This is a genomic window from Chitinimonas arctica, from assembly GCF_007431345.1.
Classification (GTDB): Bacteria; Pseudomonadota; Gammaproteobacteria; order Burkholderiales; family Chitinimonadaceae; genus Chitinimonas; species Chitinimonas arctica.
In genome coordinates this window covers 1,136,365-1,159,413 of the sequence record NZ_CP041730.1, presented here as the reverse complement: position 1 = coordinate 1,159,413, position 23,049 = coordinate 1,136,365, and the positions used below count along the sequence as shown (strand labels likewise).

At 61.0% G+C, this 23,049-nt stretch carries 29 protein-coding genes; 19 read left to right on the top strand and 10 right to left on the bottom strand.

The features are described 5' to 3' along the window. Positions 1 to 33: 33 nt before the first annotated feature. The 4 genes from FNU76_RS05110 to FNU76_RS05095 form a co-directional block, all read right to left on the bottom strand. Positions 34 to 1,185, bottom strand: coding sequence for a M14 family metallopeptidase (locus FNU76_RS05110; RefSeq protein ID WP_143856703.1), 1,152 nt, complete (start codon positions 1,183 to 1,185; stop codon positions 34 to 36). 83 nt (positions 1,186 to 1,268) lie between these two features. Beyond that, positions 1,269 to 1,718 carry a GNAT family N-acetyltransferase gene (locus FNU76_RS05105; RefSeq protein WP_143856702.1) on the bottom strand — a complete coding sequence of 150 codons (450 nt, stop codon included), beginning with the start codon at positions 1,716 to 1,718 and terminating at the stop codon, positions 1,269 to 1,271. Then, a complete protein-coding gene (locus FNU76_RS05100) occupies positions 1,715 to 2,113 on the bottom strand; it encodes a YchJ family protein (protein ID WP_223879230.1) in 399 nt (132 codons plus the stop codon). Before FNU76_RS05100 ends, FNU76_RS05105 begins: the two co-directional genes overlap by 4 nt. After that, the gene (locus tag FNU76_RS05095) at positions 2,106 to 3,221 is read right to left on the bottom strand and encodes a cupin domain-containing protein (protein ID WP_143856701.1); all 1,116 of its coding nucleotides are present in this window, start codon (positions 3,219 to 3,221) and stop codon (positions 2,106 to 2,108) included. Before FNU76_RS05095 ends, FNU76_RS05100 begins: the two co-directional genes overlap by 8 nt. An 87-nt stretch (positions 3,222 to 3,308) precedes the next feature. Between FNU76_RS05095 and FNU76_RS05090 the strand changes: the two genes are divergently transcribed. From FNU76_RS05090 to FNU76_RS05055, 8 genes are all read left to right on the top strand, one after another. Continuing rightward, entirely contained in the window at positions 3,309 to 3,779 is a 471-nt protein-coding gene (locus FNU76_RS05090; RefSeq protein WP_143856700.1) for a peroxiredoxin, read from the top strand. 22 nt (positions 3,780 to 3,801) lie between these two features. Further along, complete coding sequence (locus FNU76_RS05085; protein WP_143856699.1) at positions 3,802 to 4,287, top strand: FKBP-type peptidyl-prolyl cis-trans isomerase; 486 nt, start codon at positions 3,802 to 3,804, stop codon at positions 4,285 to 4,287. Between the two features lie 580 nt (positions 4,288 to 4,867). Then, positions 4,868 to 6,319, top strand: a complete 1,452-nt coding sequence (gene ccoN, locus FNU76_RS05080; protein WP_143856698.1) for a cytochrome-c oxidase, cbb3-type subunit I — start codon at positions 4,868 to 4,870, stop codon at positions 6,317 to 6,319. 18 nt (positions 6,320 to 6,337) lie between these two features. Further along, positions 6,338 to 6,952 carry a cytochrome-c oxidase, cbb3-type subunit II gene (gene ccoO / locus FNU76_RS05075; RefSeq protein WP_143856697.1) on the top strand — a complete coding sequence of 205 codons (615 nt, stop codon included), beginning with the start codon at positions 6,338 to 6,340 and terminating at the stop codon, positions 6,950 to 6,952. A 59-nt stretch (positions 6,953 to 7,011) separates the two neighbouring features. Then, a complete protein-coding gene (locus FNU76_RS05070) occupies positions 7,012 to 7,182 on the top strand; it encodes a cbb3-type cytochrome oxidase subunit 3 (RefSeq protein WP_143856696.1) in 171 nt (56 codons plus the stop codon). Beyond that, positions 7,179 to 8,096 (top strand): cytochrome-c oxidase, cbb3-type subunit III, encoded by a 918-nt coding sequence (gene ccoP, locus FNU76_RS05065; protein WP_143856695.1) that lies wholly within the window; start codon positions 7,179 to 7,181, stop codon positions 8,094 to 8,096. The genes FNU76_RS05070 and ccoP overlap by 4 nt, the downstream gene beginning before the upstream one ends. Positions 8,097 to 8,229: 133 nt before the next feature. Next, complete coding sequence (ccoG, locus tag FNU76_RS05060; protein ID WP_143856694.1) at positions 8,230 to 9,681, top strand: cytochrome c oxidase accessory protein CcoG; 1,452 nt, start codon at positions 8,230 to 8,232, stop codon at positions 9,679 to 9,681. A gap of 7 nt (positions 9,682 to 9,688) precedes the next feature. After that, positions 9,689 to 10,192: a FixH family protein gene (locus FNU76_RS05055; protein WP_143856693.1), complete on the top strand. Its 504-nt coding sequence runs from the start codon at positions 9,689 to 9,691 to the stop codon at positions 10,190 to 10,192. Between the two features lie 43 nt (positions 10,193 to 10,235). Here FNU76_RS05055 and FNU76_RS05050 read toward each other — a convergent pair whose 3' ends face one another. From FNU76_RS05050 to FNU76_RS05040, 3 genes are all read right to left on the bottom strand, one after another. Continuing rightward, on the bottom strand, positions 10,236 to 11,462 hold the full coding sequence (locus FNU76_RS05050) for a hypothetical protein (protein WP_143856692.1): 1,227 nt from the start codon (positions 11,460 to 11,462) through the stop codon (positions 10,236 to 10,238). Positions 11,463 to 11,578: 116 nt separating this feature from the next. Beyond that, the gene (gene relB, locus FNU76_RS05045) at positions 11,579 to 11,767 is read right to left on the bottom strand and encodes a type II toxin-antitoxin system RelB family antitoxin (RefSeq protein ID WP_143856691.1); all 189 of its coding nucleotides are present in this window, start codon (positions 11,765 to 11,767) and stop codon (positions 11,579 to 11,581) included. A 188-nt stretch (positions 11,768 to 11,955) separates the two neighbouring features. Next, positions 11,956 to 12,198, bottom strand: a complete 243-nt coding sequence (locus tag FNU76_RS05040; protein ID WP_143856690.1) for a hypothetical protein — start codon at positions 12,196 to 12,198, stop codon at positions 11,956 to 11,958. 330 nt (positions 12,199 to 12,528) lie between these two features. On the opposite strand from FNU76_RS05040, the gene cysE reads away from it, so the two are divergent. From cysE to FNU76_RS04985, 11 genes are all read left to right on the top strand, one after another. Further along, on the top strand, positions 12,529 to 13,281 hold the full coding sequence (gene cysE, locus FNU76_RS05035; protein WP_143856689.1) for a serine O-acetyltransferase: 753 nt from the start codon (positions 12,529 to 12,531) through the stop codon (positions 13,279 to 13,281). An 88-nt stretch (positions 13,282 to 13,369) separates the two neighbouring features. Then, positions 13,370 to 13,861 carry a Fe-S cluster assembly transcriptional regulator IscR gene (iscR, locus tag FNU76_RS05030; protein ID WP_143856688.1) on the top strand — a complete coding sequence of 164 codons (492 nt, stop codon included), beginning with the start codon at positions 13,370 to 13,372 and terminating at the stop codon, positions 13,859 to 13,861. Between the two features lie 93 nt (positions 13,862 to 13,954). After that, positions 13,955 to 15,166 carry an IscS subfamily cysteine desulfurase gene (locus tag FNU76_RS05025; protein ID WP_143856687.1) on the top strand — a complete coding sequence of 404 codons (1,212 nt, stop codon included), beginning with the start codon at positions 13,955 to 13,957 and terminating at the stop codon, positions 15,164 to 15,166. A 79-nt stretch (positions 15,167 to 15,245) separates the two neighbouring features. Further along, complete coding sequence (iscU, locus tag FNU76_RS05020; RefSeq protein WP_143856686.1) at positions 15,246 to 15,629, top strand: Fe-S cluster assembly scaffold IscU; 384 nt, start codon at positions 15,246 to 15,248, stop codon at positions 15,627 to 15,629. A 2-nt stretch (positions 15,630 to 15,631) separates the two neighbouring features. Further along, positions 15,632 to 15,955 (top strand): iron-sulfur cluster assembly protein IscA, encoded by a 324-nt coding sequence (gene iscA, locus FNU76_RS05015; RefSeq protein ID WP_143856685.1) that lies wholly within the window; start codon positions 15,632 to 15,634, stop codon positions 15,953 to 15,955. Positions 15,956 to 16,072: 117 nt separating this feature from the next. Then, positions 16,073 to 16,609: a Fe-S protein assembly co-chaperone HscB gene (hscB, locus tag FNU76_RS05010; protein WP_143856684.1), complete on the top strand. Its 537-nt coding sequence runs from the start codon at positions 16,073 to 16,075 to the stop codon at positions 16,607 to 16,609. A gap of 45 nt (positions 16,610 to 16,654) precedes the next feature. After that, positions 16,655 to 18,514, top strand: a complete 1,860-nt coding sequence (gene hscA / locus FNU76_RS05005) for a Fe-S protein assembly chaperone HscA (RefSeq protein WP_143856683.1) — start codon at positions 16,655 to 16,657, stop codon at positions 18,512 to 18,514. Between the two features lie 46 nt (positions 18,515 to 18,560). After that, positions 18,561 to 18,917 (top strand): ISC system 2Fe-2S type ferredoxin, encoded by a 357-nt coding sequence (fdx, locus tag FNU76_RS05000; RefSeq protein ID WP_143856682.1) that lies wholly within the window; start codon positions 18,561 to 18,563, stop codon positions 18,915 to 18,917. Position 18,918: 1 nt separating this feature from the next. Continuing rightward, positions 18,919 to 19,260, top strand: a complete 342-nt coding sequence (locus FNU76_RS04995) for a DUF4124 domain-containing protein (protein ID WP_179958354.1) — start codon at positions 18,919 to 18,921, stop codon at positions 19,258 to 19,260. Positions 19,261 to 19,309: 49 nt separating this feature from the next. Beyond that, positions 19,310 to 19,504 (top strand): Fe-S cluster assembly protein IscX, encoded by a 195-nt coding sequence (iscX, locus tag FNU76_RS04990; RefSeq protein ID WP_143856680.1) that lies wholly within the window; start codon positions 19,310 to 19,312, stop codon positions 19,502 to 19,504. Between the two features lie 94 nt (positions 19,505 to 19,598). After that, positions 19,599 to 20,465: an isochorismatase family protein gene (locus FNU76_RS04985; protein ID WP_143856679.1), complete on the top strand. Its 867-nt coding sequence runs from the start codon at positions 19,599 to 19,601 to the stop codon at positions 20,463 to 20,465. A gap of 16 nt (positions 20,466 to 20,481) precedes the next feature. Here FNU76_RS04985 and FNU76_RS04980 read toward each other — a convergent pair whose 3' ends face one another. The 3 genes from FNU76_RS04980 to FNU76_RS04970 form a co-directional block, all read right to left on the bottom strand. Then, the gene (locus FNU76_RS04980; RefSeq protein ID WP_143856678.1) at positions 20,482 to 20,853 is read right to left on the bottom strand and encodes a hypothetical protein; all 372 of its coding nucleotides are present in this window, start codon (positions 20,851 to 20,853) and stop codon (positions 20,482 to 20,484) included. A gap of 102 nt (positions 20,854 to 20,955) precedes the next feature. Continuing rightward, a complete protein-coding gene (locus FNU76_RS04975; RefSeq protein ID WP_143856677.1) occupies positions 20,956 to 22,698 on the bottom strand; it encodes an ArnT family glycosyltransferase in 1,743 nt (580 codons plus the stop codon). A 50-nt stretch (positions 22,699 to 22,748) separates the two neighbouring features. Then, the gene (locus FNU76_RS04970; protein WP_143856676.1) at positions 22,749 to 23,012 is read right to left on the bottom strand and encodes a type B 50S ribosomal protein L31; all 264 of its coding nucleotides are present in this window, start codon (positions 23,010 to 23,012) and stop codon (positions 22,749 to 22,751) included. Positions 23,013 to 23,049 lie beyond the last annotated feature (37 nt).

Sequence of the window (23,049 nt, the reverse complement as noted above, 5' to 3'; positions counted from 1 at the left end):
GGCCGGCACCGCCACCCGGTTGGGCGTTTTGAATCAGCGCAGCTTGTCGGCCACGGCCAGCACCGGCAGCAGCAAGGAAGCACCCAGCTTCTTCGACCGCTCGCCGCTCCAGCCATATTCATCGTCCGGCAATAGGGCGTTGTCCTTGAACGGCATTTCGATGGTGTAGGAGAGGCAATCGAATTGCTGGCCCACCCAGTTGGTCGCGATGGTCAGGTTGCCTTCGCCGGGCTGGTCGCGATCGTAGCCTTCAGTGTCCTGGAAGTCGGGGCAGGTGGCCATCCACGCGCTCTTGAAAGCGTTTTCCAAGCCTTCCAGGCGCGCGCCGTAGATGGGATTGCCTTCGCAGCCGGCCACGAAGTTGTAGGGCAGGGCTTCGTCGCCATGGGCGTCGAGGAATAGGTCCACGCCGATCTCCAGCATCTTCTGGCGGACCAGGAACACTTCCGGCGAGCGCGTCAGCGAGGGTGCCTGCCATTCGCGATTGAGGTTGGCGCCGGCTGCATTGGTGCGCAGATTGCCGCGCATGGCGCCGTCGGGGTTCATATTCGGCACCACATTGAATACGCACTTGCTCAGCAGGACGCGGCTGACTGGATCGTCGCTGTCCAGCAACCGTTCCAGAAAGCCTTCCACGAACCATTCCGCCATGGTTTCGCCCGGATGCTGGCGTGCGGTCAGCCAGACCTGCTTTTTCTGTGCGGGCGGGGTGGTGCTGTCTTCGTCGGTGATACGGAGCAGCGTCATATCGTGGCCGTCGAGGGTCAGTCCCAGGTGTTCTACCGCCACTTTGTCCGACTCGGTGGCGAAGCCGATCAGATCCAGGTGGCGTTCATAGGAGTAGGGCTCGAAATAGGCAAAATAGACGCTCTGCGCAGCCGGGGTCAGCTGGGCCGTCATTTCCTGGCCGTCGAAGGCGGTGGGGATGCGGAACCAGTGTTGCCGGTCATAGCTGGCGGCGACGCGGTAACCGGCCCAGCCTTTCGGGTAGGCGCTGCTGCCCGCGTTCAGGAAGCGCATGTTCACCGGCAGGCCTGCGGCGCCCTGCAGGCGGAAATGGAACCACTGGGCGAATTCGCTGGCATTGTCCGGCCTGATCTTGAGCTGGATATCGCGATGGTCGGCAAGGCTGACAACATCGATGGCGCCGGAATCGAAGGCGGAAGAAATGGTGAGCTGGGGCATAAGGCTTCCTGTAGGCATGGTCGGGATCATCCCCGGCGGCGAAGGCTGGATTGTCGAGATAAATTCGGATCTGGAAAAGAGGTTCAGGCAACCGGTGCGAATTGGCTGCGGTATTTCACGAAACCGCGCTTGCGGTCGCCGGAATAACCCTGGCTGGCGAAGAAGCGGTGCGCATCGCTGCGATCAGCCCCGCTCAGCAACATGACCTTGGAGCAATTGGCTTGCCGGGCAAGCAGTTCGATATGCCGGAACAAACGGGTGCCGACGCCATGACCGCGCGCGTCCCGGCTGACCACGACGTTTTCCAGCAAGGCGTAGAACTGCTCACCGAACATCGCATCGGCGCAGAATATCAAGTGTGCCGTTGCCAGCAGCTTGCCGCCGTCTTCCACCACCAGCAGCTGGTGGCCGGGATCGGCGGCCAGTGTGGCCAGCCGGGCGGGCACCACCTGGACGGCCGGATTGTCGACCAGTTCGCGATACAGGCTGCCCAGCATGGCGGCATCCTCCGGCGCCGCTTGCCGGATCTTCATTCTTCCACTTCTCCGTCCACGTAGTACCAGCGTGCGCCCTGGCGGACAAAGTGGCTTTTCTCGGCGATCTTGGCAGCGCGGCCGCCTACCTTGTACTTGGCGACGAATTCAACCGTGCCCTCGATGCCATCCGGCCCCAGTTCGGTGCTGATGATCTGCAGCCCGGCCCATTTCACATTGTCGTCCTTCAGGTCCAGTTCGGCCGGGCGGGTGTCGGGATGCCAGCTGTACAGCAGATAGTCGGCTTTTTTCAGCACATAGGCCGCGTAGCGCGAGCGCATCAGGGCTTCCGGCGTGGGGGCGTGGATCTTCTCCATGTGGTACATGAAGCAGCAGTCTTTGTAGGGTTTGCCGCTACCGCAAGGGCAGTCGGTGGGGAAGGCGTATTTAGCCAAGGTGCAGGTATCCGTTCTGATAACAATCGTAAAGCGCGGCTAGCGCGGCGGCATCGTAGCGCGCGGCGGGCAGGCGGCGGGTATTGGCCAGGCGCCGCAGCGCGGTCGCGGCGGCGGGGTCGGTGGCGAGCGGTTCGCCGTTGATAAAGAAACGATTCTCGTCGAACAGCATGACCGATTTCAGGTCGAGTACAAGCCCTCTTCGACCGACGGCCTGGTCGAAATCTTCCTCATCCAGGTCATCTTCCGGACCATCGTAGAACACATGCGATTTCGGTTCGCTGAAGTAGCGGCCGATAAATTCGCGCACGGTGGCTTCATCCCAGCGAATGCCTTGCAGCATGGTGGCCACCTGTTCGACAAAGGCGGGCGGCAGGCTGGCCGGGTCGTGCGGGCGTTGCAGGCCGGGGTCGGCATAGGCGCCCGGCAGCTCGATATGGTCGCGCAGGAAATCGAGGAAAGCGCCGCCCATTTCCTGCGCGCTGGGCGCGCGAAAACCGATGGACCAGGTCTGCCCGGCCTCCAGGGCGACACCATCATGGGCGTAGTGCGGCGGTAGATAGAGCATATCGCCGTGTTCCAGCACCCACTCCTGTTCGGGCTGGAAATTCCGCAGTATCTTTAGCGGCGAGTCCGGCTCCAGGCTGAGGTCCGATTGCGCCGAGATGCGCCAGCGCTTTTTGCCGGCGACCTGCAACAGAAATACGTCGTAACTGTCGAAATGAGGGCCGACGCCGCCGCCGGGCGGGGCGTAGCTGACCATCAGGTCGTCCAGCCGCACATGCGGGATGAAATCGAAGCGGTACAGCAGTTCGGCGGCAAACGGCACATGGTGATTGACGTTCTGAACCAGCACGGTCCAGTCGTTGTTCGCCAGCTTCTTCAGGCGGCTGGGCCGAAAGGGACCCGACTCGCAGGACCAGCGATTGTTCTTTCGTTCGATCAGGCGCGATTCGACGTCGTCCTGGCTAGCCAGTTCAAGCAGGTCGGACAGTTCCGGCAACCAGTCGAATTGCGTGACGGCCTGGCGGATCAGCAGCGGTTTTTTTTGCCAATATTCGGCAAGAAACTGCTCGGCCGTCAGATTCCCGAGTGGCGAAATGGGCATGTGAGCTATACAGGGAAAAAGTGAGATGGCCCGGATTATCGCATTCGTTGCCCGGCCACGCAGCAGGAGGCACTTCTCGGAGGTAACATGTTGGAAGCAGGTTGGCCCGCACCCGATTTCGAATTGCCCGATGCCGCCATGGATATCGTCAAATTATCCGACTATCGTGGCAGCAAACAGGTCGTACTTTATTTCTATCATCGCGACGACGATCCCGGCTGTACGGTGGAGGCCATTGAGTTCTCCGACCTGGCAGATCGTTTCAGCAAGCTGAACGCGGTGGTGCTGGGTGTCAGCCTGGACGATCCGCTATGCCATGAAATTTTTCGCGATAAACATGGCCTGATGGTGAGATTGTTGTCGGATTCGGAAACCGAAGTATCGCGCCAGTATCACACTCTGCGGCAAGTCGAGCGCAATGGCGTGGTAAAATTCGGCACTATCAGGTCGACCTTTATCGTTGATCGCAGCGGCACGTTGCGTCATGCGCTCTACAACGTCACACCACGCGGTCATGCCGCAGACGTGCTCAAACTCATCCAGCAACTCGACGCCTAGCGTCTCCCAAGAAAGCTCCCTCATGGAAATCGCCAAGAACACCGTTGTTACCCTGAGCTATGAAATGTTCGATGCCGAAAACAACCTGCTCGACCAGACTTCGGCCGATGAGCCCATGGTCTACCTGCACGGCGGCTACGACGGTATCTTCCCGGTCGTGGAAGAAGCCCTGCATGGCAAGAAGGTTGGCGACAAGATCGATGTCACGATGGAACCCGATGATGCCTTCGGCGAATACGATGCCGAACTGGTACGCATCGAGCCGCAGGATGCGTTCCCGGAAGAACTCGAAGTAGGCATGATGTTCGAAGCCGATGATCCCGATAGCGACGAAGTGATGCTGTTCACCGTGACCGAAATCGCCGACGGCAAGGTCGTGGTCGATGGCAATCACCCGATGGCCGGCAAGCGCCTGCGCTTTGTCGCCACCGTGCTGGAAGCCCGCGCGGCCAGCAAGGAAGAGCTGGACCACGGCCACGTGCATGGCGAGCATGGCCATCATCACTAAGCTGTCTTGCTGACGGTTTGGCTTGAGTGCGACACCCGGCGATGCCGGGTGTTTTGCTAACGTGGGCCGTAAGCATTCGTCGGAAGCTTGTTACCGGCGGTTACCGGCGCTTTCCAACCGGCACTATGCCGTCTATGGTCAGGGAAGTCCTCCGCGCGGCCGGGCAAATTCAGGCTTGGCTGGCAATAGCGTTTACGCCAATAGCGGCGCGGCGGCTAGGCAATATATCCTCCCTTTTGCCCAGGTCCTGCTGTCATGCGGTTTTCAGAGCAATTGCTCAATTGCCCCTACTGCCCGCATGGCTGTAAAATTGCTGCATTGCATCAGCTCAACACCATCCCTTTCAAGCGCACGGGCTCTTGTTCGGGCTTTCGTTCGCTAGCAAATACATTCAAGAAGAGAGGATGCGGTCGAAGTGCTTACGCTTCGCCGCACAGGCCGGTTCGCCGGACCATTCCTCGATTAGCCAAGACCGGCACGGAGAGAAAAACACGACGACAGCTGTCGCCGTGCGCAGCCTATTTCGTGTTCGGCCGGGATTATATTTAACACCGGATTTTTTGTGTTTTCGGAGAGTTCCATGCAAGCCACTCGTGCGCTTGAGCCCCATGACGGGGCGGAGACCTTCAACTATCGTGTGGTGCGGCAATTCAGCATCATGACGGTGGTGTGGGGGATAGTCGGCATGCTGATGGGGGTGATCATTGCCTCGCAGCTGGCCTGGCCCGAGTTGAATCTCGGTCCGTATTTCCACTTCGGGCGGTTGCGTCCACTGCACACCAGCCTGGTGATCTTCGCCTTTGGCGGTTGTGCCCTGTTCGCCACGTCGTACTACGTCGTGCAGCGCACCTCCGGTGTGCGGCTGTTTTCCGATACGCTGGCTGCCGCCACTTTCTGGGGTTGGCAGCTGGTCATCGTGTCGGTGATGATCACCTACCCGCTGGGTATCACCGCCGGCAAGGAATACGCCGAGATGGAGTGGCCCATCGCCATCCTTATCGCGGTGGTGTGGATAGCGTACGCCGTGGTGTTCTTCGGCACGCTGGCCAAGCGCAAGATCAAGCATATCTACGTCGCCAACTGGTTCTACGGCGCCTTTATCCTGGCGGTGGCCTTGCTGCACATCGTCAACCACCTGTCCGTGCCGGCTTCGCTGTGGAAGTCCTACCCGATCTATTCCGGTGCCGTGGATGCCATGGTGCAATGGTGGTACGGCCACAATGCGGTGGGCTTTTTCCTGACCGCCGCCTTCCTTGGCATGATGTATTACTTCGTGCCCAAGCAAGCTGGCCGTCCGGTCTATTCGTATCGCCTGTCGGTGGTCCACTTCTGGGCGCTGATCTTCACGTATATGTGGGCCGGCCCCCACCATCTGCATTACACCGCCTTGCCCGACTGGACCCAGTCCTTGGGCATGGTGTTCTCCATCATCCTGCTGGCGCCTAGCTGGGGCGGCATGATCAATGGCGTGATGACACTGTCCGGGGCATGGGACAAGCTGCGTACCGACCCGATCCTGAAGTTCATGATCACCGCCTTGTCCTTCTACGGCATGTCCACCTTCGAAGGGCCGATGATGGCGCTGAAGACGGTGAATGCGCTGAGCCATTACACCGACTGGACCATTGGCCACGTGCACTCCGGCGCGCTTGGCTGGGTGGCCATGATCACCATCGGTTCCATCTATTACATGATCCCGCGCCTGTACGGCCGCGAAAAGATGTACTCGATCGCCCTGATCGATGCGCACTTCTGGATCGCCACCCTGGGCGTGGTGCTGTATATCGCCGCCATGTGGGTAGCCGGTGTGACGCAGGGCGTGATGTGGCGTGCCACCAATCCAGACGGCACCCTGACCTATGCCTTCATCGATTCGGTCAAGGCCACCGGTCCTTACTACGTGGTGCGCATGATCGGCGGCGCCATGTATCTGAGCGGTATGTTCCTGATGGCCTACAACGTTGCCCGCACCATCATGCAGGGCCGCGCGGTGGATGCGCCCATACCTCACCAGCAAGCAGCTCATGCGTAGCCGTAACTAGGAATCGACATGGAAAAAATTCAGAGAATGATCGAGGAGCACGTCGGTTATCTGATCGTGTTCACGATCCTGACCATCAGCGTGGCCATGATGGTCGAGATATTGCCGTTGATGTTCTCGCGTTCGACCACGCAACCGATTGCGGGCGTCAAGCCTTACACCGCGCTGCAAGTGGCGGGCCGCGATATCTACATCCGCGAGGGCTGCTACAACTGCCATTCGCAGATGATCCGTCCCTTCCGCGCCGAGACCGAACGCTATGGCCACTATTCGGTGGCTGGCGAGTCGGTCTACGACCACCCCTTCCAGTGGGGCTCCAAGCGTACCGGGCCGGACCTGGCGCGGGTCGGTGGCCGCTATTCCGACGAATGGCATGAGGTTCACCTGATCAATCCGCGCGATGTCGTGCCGGAATCCATCATGCCTGCCTTCCCGTGGCTGGCCGGCGCCAAGCTTGATCCGGCCGCCGTCCAGGCCAATATGCGCGCGCTGCGCAAGGTGGGCGTGCCCTACACCGATGCCGAAATCGCTGCCGCGCCCAAGCAGGTGGAAGGCAAGACCGAAATGGACGCCACCATTGCCTATCTGCAAGGCCTGGGGCTGGCGCTGAAGGGTATTCGTTAGGGCGACAGGTGCCGGCGCGCTGGTGCGCACCGGCCTTGGCGCTGTGAAAAGGAGTTCCAATGGACATCAATCTGTTCCGCATCCTCGTAACGGTGGCAGGCCTGCTCAGCTTTTTCGCGATTGCTGTCTGGGCTTGGGGCAAGCCGGCACAAAAAGGCTTCGATGAAGCCGCCATGCAGCCTATCAATGACGACGACCTGCCGCATGGGCAGGCCGGGAGTGAAAAATGAGTGATTTTGTCAGCGACTTTTGGGGTTATTACATTACCGCCATCGTCGTGCTTTCCCTGATCTGGCTGGGTTATGTGCTGTGGACCCAGAGCAAGGTCAAGCTGCCCAAGGGTCAGAAAGCCCAGGTGACCGGCCACAAGTGGGACGAGGATCTGGAGGAGTACAACAACCCCTTGCCGCGCTGGTGGATGGGCTTGTTCTACATCACCATCGCCATCGCGGTGGCCTACCTGGTCTGGTTCCCGGGCCTGGGCGCCTTCCCCGGTCTGGCGGGCTGGACGTCCAGCGGCCAATACCAGGCGGAGTCGGCGGCCAAGGAGGCCGCCATCAAGCCGTTGTACGACAAGTACATCAAGGTGGATGTGGCTACCCTGTCCAAGAACGAGGAAGCCCGCCAGTCCGGCCAGAGCCTGTTTCTGACCTATTGCATGCAATGCCACGGTTCAGACGCGCGCGGCGCCAAGGGTTTTCCGAATCTGACCGATGCGGATTGGCTGTACGGCGGTACGCCGGACAAGATCCTGGAGACCATCAACCACGGTCGCGGTGGCCAGATGCCGGCCTTCGGTGCGGCTTTCGGCGAAGAAAAGGTCAAGGACGTGGCCAATTACGTGCTCAAGCTGGCCAGCCGCCAGTACGACGCGGTACGTGCCGGTCGCGGCGAGTCGACTTACAAGCAGGTTTGCGTGGCCTGCCACCAGGCCGACGGCAAGGGTAGCCAAGCGATCGGCGCGCCCAATCTGACCGACAAGATCTGGCTGTACGGCGGTAGCGAGCACACCCTCATCGAAACCATCACCAATGGCCGCAAGAACCGCATGCCGGCCTGGAAAGAGGCGTTGGGCGACGGCAAGGTGCATTTGCTGGCTGCCTATGTCTATGGCCTGTCGAGCAAGGAACAAGCGGCCAAATAAGACTGTCGGACACCCTGCCTGCGACCTTGGGTCGCAGGCAGGGCAATAAAGGGGCGGGTAGCATGCCGCCCTTTCAGGTGGCTTTCGATAGCCTCGCTTGCGGCGGCTATCGAAAATCCTTTGAGCGCCCGCCATGTCACAGTCCTTCAAGAACATCCCGATCAAGGTCCTGCCCGCGACACCCGCGGACACACCGGTTGAGCTGGAAGAAGTGGTGCTGTACGAAAAGCACAAGAAAGTCTACCCGCGCTGGATCACCGGCCGTTTTACCCAGTGGCGCTGGTTCTGGCTGGTCGCCACCCAGTTGTTTTTCTATGGCGTACCGTGGTTGAACATACATGACCGGCAGATGATGCTGTTCGACCTGCTGGGCCGCAAATTCTATGTGTTCGGCTTTATCTTCCTGCCGCAGGACTTTATCTATCTGACCGCCTTGCTGGCGATGAGCGCGTTCGGCCTGTTTGTCTGGACCTCGATAGGCGGCCGGCTATGGTGCGGCTATTCCTGTCCGCAAACCGTCTACACCGAGATATTCCTATGGGTTGAAAAGTGGGTGGAAGGGGATAGGCTGGCCCGTATCAAGCTGGATAACGGCCCGATGAACTGGCGCCGTTTGCGCCTCAAGTACACCAAGCACGCGATCTGGATTCTGATTGCGCTGTGGACCGGCTTTACCTTCGTGGGCTATTTCACCCCTATCCGGGAGTTGGCCAGCAAGGTGCTGGCCTTCCAGACCGGTCCGTGGGAAGCCTTCTGGATCCTGTTCTACGGCTTTGCCACCTACGGCAATGCCGGCTGGATGCGTGAGCAGGTTTGCAAATATATGTGCCCCTACGCTCGTTTCCAGGGGGCGATGTTCGATCCCGATACCTTGCTGATCAGCTATGACGCCGAACGCGGCGAACCGCGCGGCAGCCGTCGCAAGGGCGAAGACTACAAGGCCGAAGGCAAGGGCGACTGTATCGACTGCAAGCTGTGCGTGCAGGTCTGCCCGGTCGGCATCGATATCCGCGATGGATTGCAGTATGAGTGCATCGCCTGCGGCGCCTGCATCGATGCTTGCGATAGCGTGATGGACAAGATGGGTTATGCGCGGGGACTGGTGCGCTACACCACCGAGAATGCCCTGGCGCACAAGTATCCTGAGCGCGAGATCGTCAACCATATCCTGCGTCCGCGCGTGGTGATGTATGGCGCGGTGCTGCTGGTGGTGACGGTGGGGGTCACGCTCTCGCTGATGTTCAAGCTGCCCTTGGCGGTCAACGTGTCGCGCGACCGCAATGCGCTGATGCGTGAGACTGACGAAGGCCTGTTGGAGAACAGCTATCAGCTTCAGCTGGAAAATACCGATGAAAAAGCGCACCGCTTCGTTATCCGTGCCGATGGACTGCCGGAAATGAAAGTCTTGACCGACCAGGGCGAGCTGATCGAATTGCCGTCCAACAGTTCGGCCAGTGTCGGCGTGCGGGTACAGGTAGAACCGCAATATGCGACACGTGGTTCCAGGAAGATCTACTTCGAAGTGCAGGCGGTCGACGATCTGAACTTGAAGGTGCGCGCGAAATCCAGTTTCATAGGCAAATAGAAATCAGATGAACACATCCGCGAATAAATGGTATCGGCAGCCGGTAATCTGGTTGTTCCTTGGTCTGCTTGGCACCACCGTGGTGGGCTGCATCGCGATGATCGTCGTGGCGGTCAAGAGCAACGACGGCCTGGTGGCCGACGATTACTACAAGCGCGGCAATGAAATCGGCAAGGATATCGCCCGCGACCGTATGGCGGCCAAGCTGGGCGTGACGGCCAAGGTGATCGTATCCGAGGACGGCGTGGGCGCGCATATCCTGCTGGTGCCGATGCCGGTCAAAGCCAACCCGCTCAGCCTGCGTTTGTCTCACCCGACCCGCCCCGGCCAGGATCAGGCTGTGATTCTGCGGGCCGGCGAAGACGGCATGCTGCACGGCAAGCTGGCTAGGCCGCTGGTTTCCCAGCGCTGGCTATTGGTGCTCGATGATGAGCTGGGTGGCTGGAGTCTGCGCGGCGAGGGCGTGTTGGGGGCCGGCTTGGCGGTCGATTTGCGGCCCAATAAGCCTTAGGCCCGCGCGGGTTAGCGTCGCGCGGGATCCCACCCAATCAAATTCAACGCGGCAGGGGCAAGGTCTGCTTCAAGTGGGCGAGCGCATCATCGCCAGGGGTGGGCGGGTAGTAGAATTCATTACCCCATGGCGAGCCACCCTTTTCAAAGGACCAGAGGCTTACGCCCAAAAAGGGCAGGCTTTTGTTTTCCGGGGCGTTTAGCGCGGTGTTGACGGCGCGCATGGCATGGGTGAGGTAGTCGATTTGCCGGAACGTGGTAACGACCTCCCCATTCGTGGCGGTTGACTTGCTACGTTCGAATTCATGCACGGACGCTGCAGCGGGTACGCCAAATTGGAAGGGAAGATGGTATTGCCGGGATTTGGCGAGCATAAGTGCTACTTCGTCTTGCACCAAGCGATTGTAAGCGTCGGGAGTGGTGACCGTGCCGCCCGGTGCGGCTTGGTCTACATCGTAAAGTGAATCGATGAAGTAACCGTTCTGGTGTGCGGTCAGCGCGTCGCTCACCTCTTGGTTGATATTCCTGGCAAAGGCGAAAACCGAGAAAAAGCGCCCTTCCGGATGGGCCTTATCCACGCAGGTGCGGATGGCATTGTTCTTGCCGGCAAAGTTCCACCCAATGCGCTTGTAGAAATAATACTCCCCGCGTCGTTTTGGATCGGGGTTGGCAATGGCGTAATCCTTGAAGGCCGGTTCAAGATCGAATTGAATGCCGTCGAGATTCTCGTCGCTGCAAGCCTGGAAAGCGACCCGGTCGGCGTACAGTTCGGCGACTTCCTGGCTGAGGTAGGGGAATTCGACCAGCAAGGGTTCGCCTTCGCCGGGTGCATTCGCTTTTTCTATACGGCCATCGATAATGGGACTGTAGAGATAATGTTTGCCACGGCTTTCGAGTATATTTTTATATTTCGCCGTATTTGCAATGCCGTTGTAACCGCGTTTGCCGGGCGTGTTGTAATACACCTGCAGCCCGCATTTTTCATCCAGCGTGGCGACGTCGCAATGGGCGGCGGGGTGCTGGCTGTCGCTGATTGCCAATTCCATATCCGAGCCGTATATATACACCATGCCGAGTTTATTCCCCATGGCGGCATCCGCGCGGAGAATATCGTTGGCCATCAAGCCGACGGTGGGTTTTAATGGATTTGCCGGATCGGTATTGTCGCCATCATACATCCATGCCGAGTTGGCGAATTTCAACGGAGAGGCGTGGACCCCTCCTGTTAATAAAAGCGCAAGGGTGGCAAACGAAGCCAGCATTTTTTTCATGGCAATTTCCTCTTTGAAAATTGAATTTTCTTCCTGAAACGATTAAAAAACTTCTGTAAAAACCATGGAATTTATGGATACATAGCCTCATGGCTGATGGCGGTATATCGAATACGTCACGCGCGTCTTTTCTTCGGCAACGCGGCAATGTCTGCGTCCATTTCGGTCATGACTTCATCGTGCGGGACGCTGGGCCTGGGATCGTTAATGGCTGCCTGAATCTCGCAAGACAGCCACTGGTTATAGGCTGCACCTTCATGCGTTCCGCCCGTGGCTTCGGCGCGGCTTTGCCGGCTGCGTGTCATGTCACGCCCCTATCTTTTTCTATTCTTTCCACCTTGAGAGAGTCCTTGCAGCTCGTTACATTTCTGTTCGGCGGACCTTAAGGCAGCCTGTTGTAGCGTCAGCGATTGCCGCATATCCTCAAGCTCTTGTTCCTTGGCCGATAGGATCGCTTGTTGTTGCAGTAACTGTGCGGCCAATTGGTCAGTGGTCAAGCAGGGGGGGCAATGCCCACGCCGAGCAAGGTCAGGCAGTGATTCTGCGCCAGCGCACTGGCCAGCGCTTGCGCCCCGCTGTCGCCGAACTGGATACATTCCAGCTTGAGCGTGTTCAGGTAGTCGTTCTGCGCCAATGCACCGGCCAGCACCTGCACGCCGCTGGCGTCGATCTGCTTGTTCCACAGACTAAGCTGTGTCAGCGTCGGATCATTCTCCGCCAAGCGCTGAATGGACATTTGCACCTCTGCATCGGTAATCGCCTTCAATCGGCCAGTCCAGTCTGGGGTCGATACTGGGAGTACGGCAGTAAGCGCGGGCAGCATGGTTCCTGTCTCCTTGGTGTGATCCGTGTGCAGTAAGCACGCCGATGGAGAGGCTGTGAGAGATTGGCGCAACGCGACTTTCGAGATTGGCAGCGGATGGTTGTTTTGCAAGCGAGGAAGCAAACGCCACACCGCATCCAGACCTCGGTGTACACGAAGCGTCGAATGGGGGCGAGAAGCCTTTCCGCGCCGCACAATAGTCGAGTAAAATGCTCAGCTTTCGCTTCCCCGAGCCCACCCAGCATGCTTGCGCGCCTTCGTGAGAACATAGCGGTCGTATTCGACCGCGACCCTGCCGCCCGCTCGACCTGGGAAGTCATCACCTGTTACCCGGGCCTGCATGCCCTGACTTTTCACCAGATTGCCCATTGGCTATGGCGCAGCGGCTTCAAGTGGCTGGGGCGCTGGGTATCGCATTGCTCGCGCTGGCTCACCGGGATCGAGATCCACCCCGGCGCGACCATAGGCCGGCGGGTCTTTATCGACCACGGCATGGGTATCGTGGTGGGCGAGACGGCGGTGATAGGCGACGATTGCACGCTTTATCACGGCGTCACCCTGGGTGGTACCAGCTGGAACAAGGGCAAACGCCATCCGACCCTGGAGCGGGGCGTGATCATCGGCGCGGGCGCCAAGGTGCTGGGACCGATCACCCTGTATGCCGGCGCCAAGGTCGGCTCCAACGCGGTGGTGGTCAAGGATGTGCCGGCCAATGCCACCGCCGTCGGCATCCCGGCCCGTATCGTCGCGGATACCGTTGCGCAGGCGCGCGAAGCCAGTGCCGAGAAGATGGGTTTTTCGGCCTACGCCATCACCGGCAAGATGGACGATCCCATCGTGCAGGCCATCCACGGCCTGGTGGACCACAGCAGCAATATCGACGCGCGCATCGAATTGATCCTGCAGCATCTGGAAAAACTGGGCGTGAATTGCGCGGAAGAACGCGCTACCGCCGACAAGTTCGATGCGGGCTACTTGAACAAGATAGTTGACTAAATTAGTAGGATATATGGTTGACTAAAAAAGTCGGGTATTTTATCCTAGGCCTTATCCCTACTCACTTCGCCAGGCAGGAACCCCCTCCATGCGCTTGACCACCAAAGGCCGCTTCGCCGTGACGGCAATGCTTGACCTGGCACTGTGCGAGCAGAAGGGGCCGGTTACGCTGGCTGGCGTGTCGGAGCGGCAGCATATTTCGCTGTCCTACCTGGAACAGTTGTTCGGCAAGTTGCGCCGCAACGGCCTGGTGGACAGTGTGCGAGGCCCCGGCGGCGGTTACCGCCTGGCACGGCCGGTGGCCGATATCTCGGTGGCGGACATCATCACCGCGGTGGACGAACCGCTGGATGCCACCCAGTGCGGCGGCAAGGAAAACTGCCTGGAAGATAACAAGCGTTGCATGACGCACGATTTATGGACCGATCTCAATCGCACCATTTATGCGTACCTGGCTTCGGTTTCGCTGGGCGACCTGATCGAAAGGCAGCGCGCCAAGTGCCCGTCGGTCCAGTCCAGCGAATGCAGCGTGCTGCACGACAGGCGCAAAACCAGTCCGGAAGCCATGCCAAGCGCTTGAAGTGTTGTTTGAACTTTTGCATCAGCGTCGTAAACCGGGAACCCGAACCCGCCTTCGTACTGGGCACAGACGTATCGCCATGGAGCGTAGTAAATGAAACTGCCGATCTATCTCGACTATTCCGCCACCACGCCGGTGGACCCGCGTGTCGCCGCGAAAATGATTCCCTGGTTGACCGAGCAGTTCGGCAATCCGGCCAGTCGTTCGCACGCCTATGGCTGGGCGGCCGAGGAAGCGGTAGAGAATGCCCGCGAGGAAATCGCCAAGCTGGTGAACTGCGATGCCAAGGAAATCGTCTGGACCTCGGGTGCGACCGAGTCCAACAACCTGGCCATCAAGGGCGCCGCGCATTTCTACAAGGACAGCAAGGGCAAGCACCTGATCACCATGAAGACCGAGCACAAGGCTGTGCTCGATACCATGCGCGAACTGGAGCGCGAAGGCTACGAGGTGACCTACCTCAGCCCGCGCGACAACGGCCTGGTCGATCTGGACGTACTGAAGGCCAGCTTGCGCGACGACACCGTGCTGGTCTCCATCATGGCGGTCAACAATGAGATCGGCGTGGTCCAGCCCATCGCCGAGATCGGCGAGATGCTGCGCGAGCGCGGCATCCTGTTCCACGTGGACGCGGCCCAGGCCACCGGCAAGATCGAAATCGACCTGAGCACGCTCAAGGTCGACCTGATGAGTTTTTCCGCGCACAAGACCTATGGCCCCAAGGGCATCGGGGCGCTGTACGTGCGCCGCAAGCCGCGTGTGCGGCTGGAAGCGCAGATGCATGGTGGCGGCCATGAGCGCGGCATGCGCTCGGGTACCCTGGCGACCCACCAGATCGTCGGCATGGGCGAGGCCTTCCGCATTGCCCGCGAGGAAATGGGCGCCGAACTGGCACGCATCCGCATGCTGCGCGACCGTTTGTGGGACGGCGTGGCCGATATGGAAGAGGTCTATCTGAACGGCGACCGCGACCAGCGCGTGCCGCATAACCTGAATGTCAGCTTCAACTATGTCGAAGGCGAGTCCTTGATCATGGCGCTGAAGGACCTGGCGGTATCGTCCGGTTCCGCCTGTACCTCGGCTTCGCTGGAACCGTCCTACGTCTTGCGCGCCCTGGGCCGCAACGACGAACTGGCGCATTCCTCGATCCGCTTTACCATCGGCCGCTTCAATACGGTGGAAGACATCGACTACGCCATTGCCCTGATCCGCGGCAAGATCGACAAGCTGCGCGAACTGAGCCCCTTGTGGGATATGTACAAAGACGGCGTTGATCTCAGCACCGTGCAATGGGCCGCGCATTAAACCGCAGCCGGACACACTCGCCTGACGGCGATACGAAGCAAGTGCGGAACCGTGGTGGTTCCGCCAAGGAGTACGAAAAATGGCATACAGCGACAAGGTCATCGACCACTACGAAAATCCCCGCAATGTGGGCGCCTTCGAAAAGGGCGACGATAGCGTAGGCACCGGCATGGTTGGTGCGCCCGCTTGCGGCGACGTGATGAAACTGCAGATCAAGGTGGCTGCCGACGGCACCATCGAGGACGCCAAGTTCAAGACCTATGGCTGCGGCTCGGCCATTGCCTCCAGCTCGCTGGTGACCGAATGGGTCAAGGGCAAGACGCTGGACCAGGCCCTCAGCATCAAGAACACCCAGATCGCCGAAGAATTGGCGCTGCCACCGGTGAAGATCCACTGCTCCATCCTGGCGGAAGATGCCATCAAGGCTGCGGTGGCCGATTACAAGGCCAAGCACGAGGGCTGATCATGGGTCTTTCCCTGTCTGAAAGTGCCGCCAGGCACGTCGCCAAATATATCGCCAAGCGCGGTAAGGGCGTCGGTGTCCGGCTGGCGGTGCGCACGTCCGGTTGTTCGGGCATGGCTTACAAGCTGGAGTTTGTCGACGAAGCGTCGACCGACGACCTGGCGTTCGAAAGCTTCGGGGTAAAGATCTTTACCGATGCCAAGAGCCTGCCTTACCTGGATGGCACCGAGCTGGATTTCGTCAAGGAAGGGTTGAACGAAGGTTTCAAGTTCAATAACCCCAACGTCAAGGACGAGTGCGGCTGCGGCGAAAGTTTCAATACCTGAGCGCCCGCTTGCGATGCGGGGGTGGTTCGCCGTCCGCTGCAAAGCAAGCCAAGAAAAACAGCGCCGCCCTGATGCGGCGCTGCTTTTTGGCGTTCGGCGCGATGATGGCGGATGAATATGGTTTTTGATTTCTCGCAGGACCATTTTGCCTTGTTCGGACTGCCGCGCGGCTTCCGGTTGGATAGGGCTGCGCTGGACGCGGCCTATCTCGGCTTGCAGTCGCGCTACCATCCGGACCGCGCCGCCGGCTTGGGCGATGCCGACAAGCGCCTGTCGCTGCAGGCCGCCACCCGGGTCAACGAGGCATTCCAGACCCTGAAGTCGCCGCTGGGGCGCGCCCGCTATCTCTTGCAGCTGGCCGGCGTGGATACCCAGGAAGAAACCAATACCAGCATGCCCACCGCCTTTCTGATGCAGCAGATGGAATGGCGCGAGGCCGTGGCGGATGCCCGGGCGGACAAGCAGGTGGCTGCCCTGGAGAAATTGGCGGGCGAGCTGCGCGGCGAGACACGTTTATTGGAAGCGGCACTGTCCGAGGCGCTCGATGCGCGCCAGGACCATGCCGAAGCGGCCTTGCTGGTCCGCAAGCTGAAGTTCCTTGAAAAATTGGCGCGCGAAATCGACGACGCCACCGAGCTGTTGCTGGACCAGTAGCGTAGCCACCCACCACTCAACACTACAGAAGCCGCATAGATCGTCATGGCCCTATTCCAAATCGCCGAACCTGGCCAAGCCGCCGAGCCGCATAAACACCGTTTGGCGGTAGGCATCGACCTGGGTACCACCAACTCGCTGGTCGCCACCGTGCGCAGTGGTTCCGCCGTGGTGCTGGCCGACGAGCTGGGCCGCACCCTGCTGCCTTCGGTGGTCCATTACGACGCGGCCGGCAAGATCACGGTGGGCCATGCCGCACAGGCGCGGCAGAGCGAGGATCCCCGCAACACCATCGTGTCGGTCAAGCGCTTCATGGGGCGCGGCGTCAAGGATCTGCCGGATTCCGCCGCTACGCCTTACCGCTTCGTCGATGCGCCGGGCATGCTCAAGATCAAGACGGTCGCCGGCGACAAGAGCCCGGTCGCCGTGTCGGCCGATGTGCTGCGGGCATTGAAGCTGCGCGCCGAGGCCAGCCTGGGCGGCGAGCTGGTGGGCGCGGTGATCACCGTGCCGGCCTATTTCGACGATGCACAGCGGCAGGCCACCAAGGATGCCGCCACGCTGGCCGGCCTCAATGTACTGCGCCTCCTGAACGAACCTACCGCCGCAGCGGTCGCCTACGGCCTGGATAACGGCTCGGAAGGCACGTATGTGATCTACGATCTTGGCGGCGGTACCTTCGATGTATCCATTCTCCGGCTCAGCCGTGGCGTGTTCGAAGTGCTGGCGACCTCGGGCGATTCGGCCCTGGGCGGCGATGATTTCGATCAGCGCATCTTCTGCTGGGTGGCGGAACAGGCAGGCCTGACCCGCCTGGGCGATCACGATACCCGGCTATTGCTGACGCGTGCGCGCGAAGCCAAGGAAGCGCTGTCCGAGCATGACAGCACCCATATCATGGCCCGGCTGGAAAACGGCGACGTGGTCGATGTGGTGCTGTCCCTGGAAGTCTTCCAGCAAATTACCGCCAACCTGGTGCAGAAGACCATCAATCCGGTCCGCAAGGCCATGCGCGATGCCCAGCTTTGCCTGGACGATATCAAGGGCGTGGTGATGGTGGGCGGTGCTACCCGCATGCCGCATGTGCGCCGCGCGGTGGCCGAGCATTTCGGCCGCGAGCCGCTGACCAATCTCGATCCCGACAAGGTGGTCGCCCTGGGCGCCGCCATGCAGGCCAACGCCCTGGCCGGCAACAAGGGCGATGACGAGTGGTTGCTGCTGGATGTGATTCCCCTGTCGCTGGGCCTGGAGACCATGGGCGGCCTGGCCGAGAAGGTCATTCCCCGCAACAGCACCATCCCTACCGCCCGGGCCCAGGAGTTCACCACCTTCAAGGACGGCCAGACCGCCATGGCCATCCATGTGGTGCAGGGCGAGCGTGAGTTGATCAGCGATTGCCGCAGCCTGGCCCGTTTCGAACTGCGCGGCATCCCGCCCATGGTGGCCGGTGCGGCGCGCATCCGGGTGACCTTCCAGGTGGATGCCGACGGCTTGTTGTCGGTGTCGGCGCGCGAACAATCCACCGGGGTGGAGACCAGCATCGTGGTCAAGCCGTCCTACGGCCTGGCGGACGACGAAATCGCCCGCATGCTGCAGGATTCCATGTCCCATGCCGCCGACGATATGGCGGCGCGCGGCCTGGCCGAAGCGCGGGTCGAGGCGGATAGCCTGCTGACGGCCACCCGCAACGCGCTGGAGATCGATGGTGCGCTGATTGACCAAGCCGAACGTGACAAGCTGACCAAAGCCATGGAGGCACTGCAGCTTGCCGCCGGGCAGGACGACGCCGCACGCCTGCGCGAACTGACCGAGCAGCTGAACCAGGCCAGCAGCGAGTTCGCCGCCTTGCGCATGGACGCGGCGGTCAAGCGTGGCCTGGCCGGCCAAAAACTGAGCGAGCTATAAACCCAGCGGCGCCGTCAGGCGCCGACAGACAGAGAGAGGCCGCCACGTGCCCATCATTACCGTATTACCCCATAAGGAACTGTGCCCCAATGGCGCCCGTTTCGAGGTCGAAGCCGGCGAAACCGTCTGCAACGCCTTGCTGGTCCACGATATCGCCATCGAGCACGCCTGCGAGCAGTCCTGCGCCTGTACCACCTGCCACGTGATCGTGCGGGAAGGATTCAAAAGCCTTCCCCCCAGCGAGGAAGAAGAAGATGATCTGCTCGACAAGGCTTGGGGTTTGACCCCCTTGTCGCGGCTTTCCTGTCAGGCGGTGGTCACCCAGTCCGACCTGACGGTGGAAATCCCCAAATACACCATCAACCACGCGCGTGAGCATCACGACAAGGATTGGGACATCTGATATGACGTTACCGACGAAATCCCCCCGCATGCTGACCGCCTTGGCCCTGCCTGCGTTGCTGGTTTGCCTGGCGGCTAGCGTGTCGGCCGATATCTACAAATGGGTAGACCAGAACGGCCGCGTGCAATACGGCGATACGCCGCCTGCCGAGGCGAAGGCCAAGGCGAAAAAGCTGGAGCTGAAACCGAACACGATCTCGGCGCCACCACCACCCGCCGTGGTGGAAGCCAAGCCGGCCGTCGTGGCGCCCAAGCCGGCCGAGAGCACTCCGGCCGAAGCAGCCAAGCCGCAGGACGCCACGGCACCCGACGCTCCAGATAGCTCGTCCCAGCCTCCCGCCTGATACGCGAGAACAGCGCCCCGATCGCAGATATCAAACTGGAGCAAGCAAAATGAAGTGGACCGATTCCCGCGAAATCGCCATCGCCCTCGCGGATAAGTTTCCCGATACCGACCCCAAGGCGGTGCGCTTTACCGATCTGATGGAATGGGTACTGGCCTTGGACGGCTTTAACGACGACCCCAAACATTGCGGCGAAAAAATCCTGGAAGGGATTCAGCTGTGTTGGATGGATGAGGCGGAATAATCCAGGCGGCAAGCGGGTAGGGTGGATTCCGCTTTTTCCTGGCGAGCTGGACAGGTAGCATGAAGGCCTTGCGATAACGGTAAGGAGACCCGTCATGCTGATGCGCGCCGAGGACTGTAGTCTGCTGGTAGTGGACGTACAAGAGAAGCTGATCGCGGCCATTCACGACGCCCCCCGCCTGCTTGCGTCCATGCGCTGGCTGCTGGACGCCGCCAAACTCAATGGCGTGCCGGTGGTCTTTTCGGAGCAATACCCACAAGGGCTGGGCGCAACGCTCGGCTTGTTGAAAAGCGCCGCACCCGACGCGCCCGTGGTGGACAAGACCTTATTCTCCTGCGTGGCCGCCGATTGTTTGCGGAACACGCCCGTCGAAGCACGTAGCCAGGTATTGATTTGCGGTATCGAAGCGCATGTCTGCGTACTGCAAACTGCTTTGGAACTACAGGCCCAGGGGAAGCAGGTTTTCCTGGTCAGCGATGCCATCGGCGCGCGTGGCCGCGAGGACAAGGCTGCGGCGCTGGCCCGCGCGGCCGCCGCCGGCGTGGTGATCGTGACGCGCGAGATGGCGCTGTTCGAATGGCTGCGCGATAGCCGCGCCCCGAAATTCCGCGAAGCCAGCAAGAACCTGCTGCAACAAGCCCCTTGCCTGCCCTTCCAGGATGCCTTGGCGGTGCTGCCGCGCATCGATCATCTGGCCGGTATGCAGCTATGGCGGGAAGGCAAGCTGGAAGCCATTATCGAGAACCGTCCGGGCCAGGCCGGCTCGCTGGCGGTCTATCATGCCCTGTTCCGCGACTTTGGCGCGATCACCCCGAAAGCCGCCCGATTGGGTCAATGGCTGTATTGCGAACACGCCGACGATGCCCGTAAGCATCCCGGCAAGCATCCCAATATCGATCGCTTGTTCAGCCTGGAGGTCATGGGTGGGGGCTACGGCGTACGCTTGATGATGCCGAGTTAGCTCGGCACCAAATCCATCAGATCAGCCGGGGCGGCCGGTCCGGCGAGGGCAGGGGGGCCGTGTCCTCTTCGTCGTTGCCGGCGATATCGCGGCGAGGGCAGCTGGGACGGCTGTCCAGCAGGCCGAATAGCGAGCCGAAATAGCCGTTCCTGGCCGGCGGCTTGACGCAGGGACTGGTGCATTTGGCCGGGCAGTTCCGGCTGCCCGATGCGCAGCATGGCGCCGGACTTTTCTGGGCAACCTTGTTTTCGGCCTTGCCCTGCGCGTCCTGGCTGGGCACGCGCGACTGGGTCATGGCATCCACCGGTGGCACCAGCGCACCACGCGGTTCCGCGTGGGCCGTGACCAGACAACCCAGCGCCAGGCAGCTGGCCAACAGCATTTGCAAGTGGGATGTCTGGATGGTGTGCATAGGCCGTAGTTTAGCCGAGGTCACCTTGCGGCCACCAGTCCGGCAGTCGGAGTAGTGTCGCTTGCCGGTACCTTGGTCTTATTCCGTCGCTTCCCGCCGATACAGGTAATAGCGCTCGTTGCGGTCGCCCGGCCTGGCGCCTTGCCATACTTCGCGCCAGCCGCCGGGGGCGCTGAGGGCTTCACTACCGGCCTGCCGCAGCAGCCAGTCGCAGCCCGGCTCGGTGACCAGTTCGCGCCGTTGGGTAGTCAGGCCCAGGTAGTAGTGCAATACGGCGCGCTGGCTGGGTTGCAGGTTCTCGCTGGCCACGCAGCCTTGGCGCGGCAACTGTGGCGCGATGGCGGTCGCGAAGTCGCGGTAACTGGTGCGGGCATCGACCCAGTTGCCTGCAACGGCAACCGCCAGTCCCCAGCACAGGGTGGTGCCGGCGGCCCAGTTGGTGACGGCCTGGCGGCCCACCGTGCGGCGGCGCGATACCGCCCACACCCAGGCGACAGTCAGGATGGTGATCAATAAGGCGGTGCCCAGGCCGAAATGCGGGGTAAAACTGGGCGCCAGCGACAGGATGCGGTCGCTGAAGCGCTGCGGTACGCCAAATTGTATCGCCAGCCAGGCTATCCAGAGAAAGATGGCCAATAGGCCGAAGGTCATCACGCCGAACCAGTTGAGGAAGGACGCGACCCCGCGGCGCAAGACATCCAGACCGACCGCGCCGATCAGTGCCAGCGGCGGTAACAGTAGCAGGGCATAGCCGGCCCGCCCGCTATTGGAGAGCACCAGGCAGAGCAAGGCGAGTCCGCCCGCCAGCAGGGGTAGTTGGAAACGGGGCTGCATCAGCCGGTCGCCCTGCATCCACACGGTGGCGGCGGCGAGGAACCAGCCGGGCCAGGCGAACCAGGGCAAGAGTTGCAGATAGAAGCCGAATGGGTGCAGTGCTTGCAGCAAGGCAAAACCGCCAAAGAATCCCAGGGAGTAGTTATCCCACCAGATGCCGAAGGCGCTGTCGGAGGCTTGCTGCAAGGCCAGCGGCCAGGCGGTGATCAGCGGCAGCGCGATACTGAGTGCGATCAGCAGCACCAGGCTGTAGCGGCGAAAGCGCCAGGCCGGGAACAGGGTCAGGGCCAAGGCAAGCGCCAGCAGCAGCAGCGGTTCGGCCAGGCTGCCGGCCAGCCCGCAAACCGCCATGGTGGCGCCCAGCAGCGGCGCGGCCTGCATGGGCCGGCGCGGCGCCAGGGCGAGCGCGTAGATGCCCCAGCACCAGGCCGCCAACACCGCCACATCGCCATTCAAGGAATGGCCGGGCAGCAGCAGGCCGGCGCTGCCGATCAGGATCAGCACCGCGCTGCGGCCATGCCGCCGGCCGATCAGTTCACGCGCGGACAGTCCGGTACCCCACAGCGCCAGCGCCATGAACAGGCCGGTGGCCAAGCGGGCGCCTTCGTGCAGCGGTAGCCCCACGGTGTCGCCCAGCCAGGCGCAGCCTGCCGCGACCCAATAGAACAGCGGCCCGCGCTCCAGCCAGGCTTCGCCCGCCACGGTGGGCAAGGCCCACTTGCCGCCGTCCAGCAGATTGCGCACGATATCGGCAACCAGGGTTTCATCCGGTTTGAGCGGTTCGCGGCCCAGCAGGCCGGGCAGCAGCCAGACCAGGCATAGCAGCAACAGCAACCAGGGCTTTTCGGTGGCCGGAGGCAGATCCTGTTCGTGCGGTGGGGTATAAGTCAGCATGGCAAGGCGTGTTTCGGGCGAATGGCGAAGTCTAGCAGGCGGGTCGATGGACGTATCCGCCACGCGAGGCGTGGGCATGAAAAAAGGCAGCACGCGGCTGCCTTTTCCTGCACAAGGCGGCCAGGGGCCGCCCGTTGCGCCGATTACTTCTTGGCGCTGAGCATGGCGTACTTGCTGTTGAACTTCTCGATACGGCCGGCGGTATCGACGATCTTTTGCTTGCCGGTGTAGAAGGGGTGCGATTCGGACGAAACGTCCAGACGCACGACCGGGTATTCCTTGCCGTCGGTCCACTTCATCATTTCGGCGCCGCGCGCCTTCATGGTGGTGCGGGTCAGGAATTTGAAGTCAACGCTTGCGTCGAAAAAGATGACTTCTTTGTATTCTGGGTGAATGCCTTGCTTCATTTTGGGAGTCCCTTTGAGCTAAAGGTGGGCCTGGGTT

Bases quoted from the DNA above. Each gene is read 5' to 3' on its own strand.
- FNU76_RS05110 (WP_143856703.1), bottom strand. From the start codon at position 1,185: ATGCCCCAGCTCACCATTTCTTCCGCCTTCGATTCCGGCGCCATCGAT.
- FNU76_RS05105 (WP_143856702.1), bottom strand. From the start codon at position 1,718: ATGAAGATCCGGCAAGCGGCGCCGGAGGATGCCGCCATGCTGGGCAGC.
- FNU76_RS05095 (WP_143856701.1), bottom strand. From the start codon at position 3,221: ATGCCCATTTCGCCACTCGGGAATCTGACGGCCGAGCAGTTTCTTGCC.
- FNU76_RS05090 (WP_143856700.1), top strand. From the start codon at position 3,309: ATGTTGGAAGCAGGTTGGCCCGCACCCGATTTCGAATTGCCCGATGCC.
- FNU76_RS05085 (WP_143856699.1), top strand. From the start codon at position 3,802: ATGGAAATCGCCAAGAACACCGTTGTTACCCTGAGCTATGAAATGTTC.
- ccoN (WP_143856698.1), top strand. From the start codon at position 4,868: ATGCAAGCCACTCGTGCGCTTGAGCCCCATGACGGGGCGGAGACCTTC.
- ccoO (WP_143856697.1), top strand. From the start codon at position 6,338: ATGGAAAAAATTCAGAGAATGATCGAGGAGCACGTCGGTTATCTGATC.
- FNU76_RS05070 (WP_143856696.1), top strand. From the start codon at position 7,012: ATGGACATCAATCTGTTCCGCATCCTCGTAACGGTGGCAGGCCTGCTC.
- ccoP (WP_143856695.1), top strand. From the start codon at position 7,179: ATGAGTGATTTTGTCAGCGACTTTTGGGGTTATTACATTACCGCCATC.
- ccoG (WP_143856694.1), top strand. From the start codon at position 8,230: ATGTCACAGTCCTTCAAGAACATCCCGATCAAGGTCCTGCCCGCGACA.
- FNU76_RS05055 (WP_143856693.1), top strand. From the start codon at position 9,689: ATGAACACATCCGCGAATAAATGGTATCGGCAGCCGGTAATCTGGTTG.
- FNU76_RS05050 (WP_143856692.1), bottom strand. From the start codon at position 11,462: ATGAAAAAAATGCTGGCTTCGTTTGCCACCCTTGCGCTTTTATTAACA.
- relB (WP_143856691.1), bottom strand. From the start codon at position 11,767: ATGACACGCAGCCGGCAAAGCCGCGCCGAAGCCACGGGCGGAACGCAT.
- FNU76_RS05040 (WP_143856690.1), bottom strand. From the start codon at position 12,198: ATGTCCATTCAGCGCTTGGCGGAGAATGATCCGACGCTGACACAGCTT.
- cysE (WP_143856689.1), top strand. From the start codon at position 12,529: ATGCTTGCGCGCCTTCGTGAGAACATAGCGGTCGTATTCGACCGCGAC.
- iscR (WP_143856688.1), top strand. From the start codon at position 13,370: ATGCGCTTGACCACCAAAGGCCGCTTCGCCGTGACGGCAATGCTTGAC.
- FNU76_RS05025 (WP_143856687.1), top strand. From the start codon at position 13,955: ATGAAACTGCCGATCTATCTCGACTATTCCGCCACCACGCCGGTGGAC.
- iscU (WP_143856686.1), top strand. From the start codon at position 15,246: ATGGCATACAGCGACAAGGTCATCGACCACTACGAAAATCCCCGCAAT.
- iscA (WP_143856685.1), top strand. From the start codon at position 15,632: ATGGGTCTTTCCCTGTCTGAAAGTGCCGCCAGGCACGTCGCCAAATAT.
- hscB (WP_143856684.1), top strand. From the start codon at position 16,073: ATGGTTTTTGATTTCTCGCAGGACCATTTTGCCTTGTTCGGACTGCCG.
- hscA (WP_143856683.1), top strand. From the start codon at position 16,655: ATGGCCCTATTCCAAATCGCCGAACCTGGCCAAGCCGCCGAGCCGCAT.
- FNU76_RS04995 (WP_179958354.1), top strand. From the start codon at position 18,919: ATGACGTTACCGACGAAATCCCCCCGCATGCTGACCGCCTTGGCCCTG.
- iscX (WP_143856680.1), top strand. From the start codon at position 19,310: ATGAAGTGGACCGATTCCCGCGAAATCGCCATCGCCCTCGCGGATAAG.
- FNU76_RS04985 (WP_143856679.1), top strand. From the start codon at position 19,599: ATGCTGATGCGCGCCGAGGACTGTAGTCTGCTGGTAGTGGACGTACAA.
- FNU76_RS04970 (WP_143856676.1), bottom strand. From the start codon at position 23,012: ATGAAGCAAGGCATTCACCCAGAATACAAAGAAGTCATCTTTTTCGAC.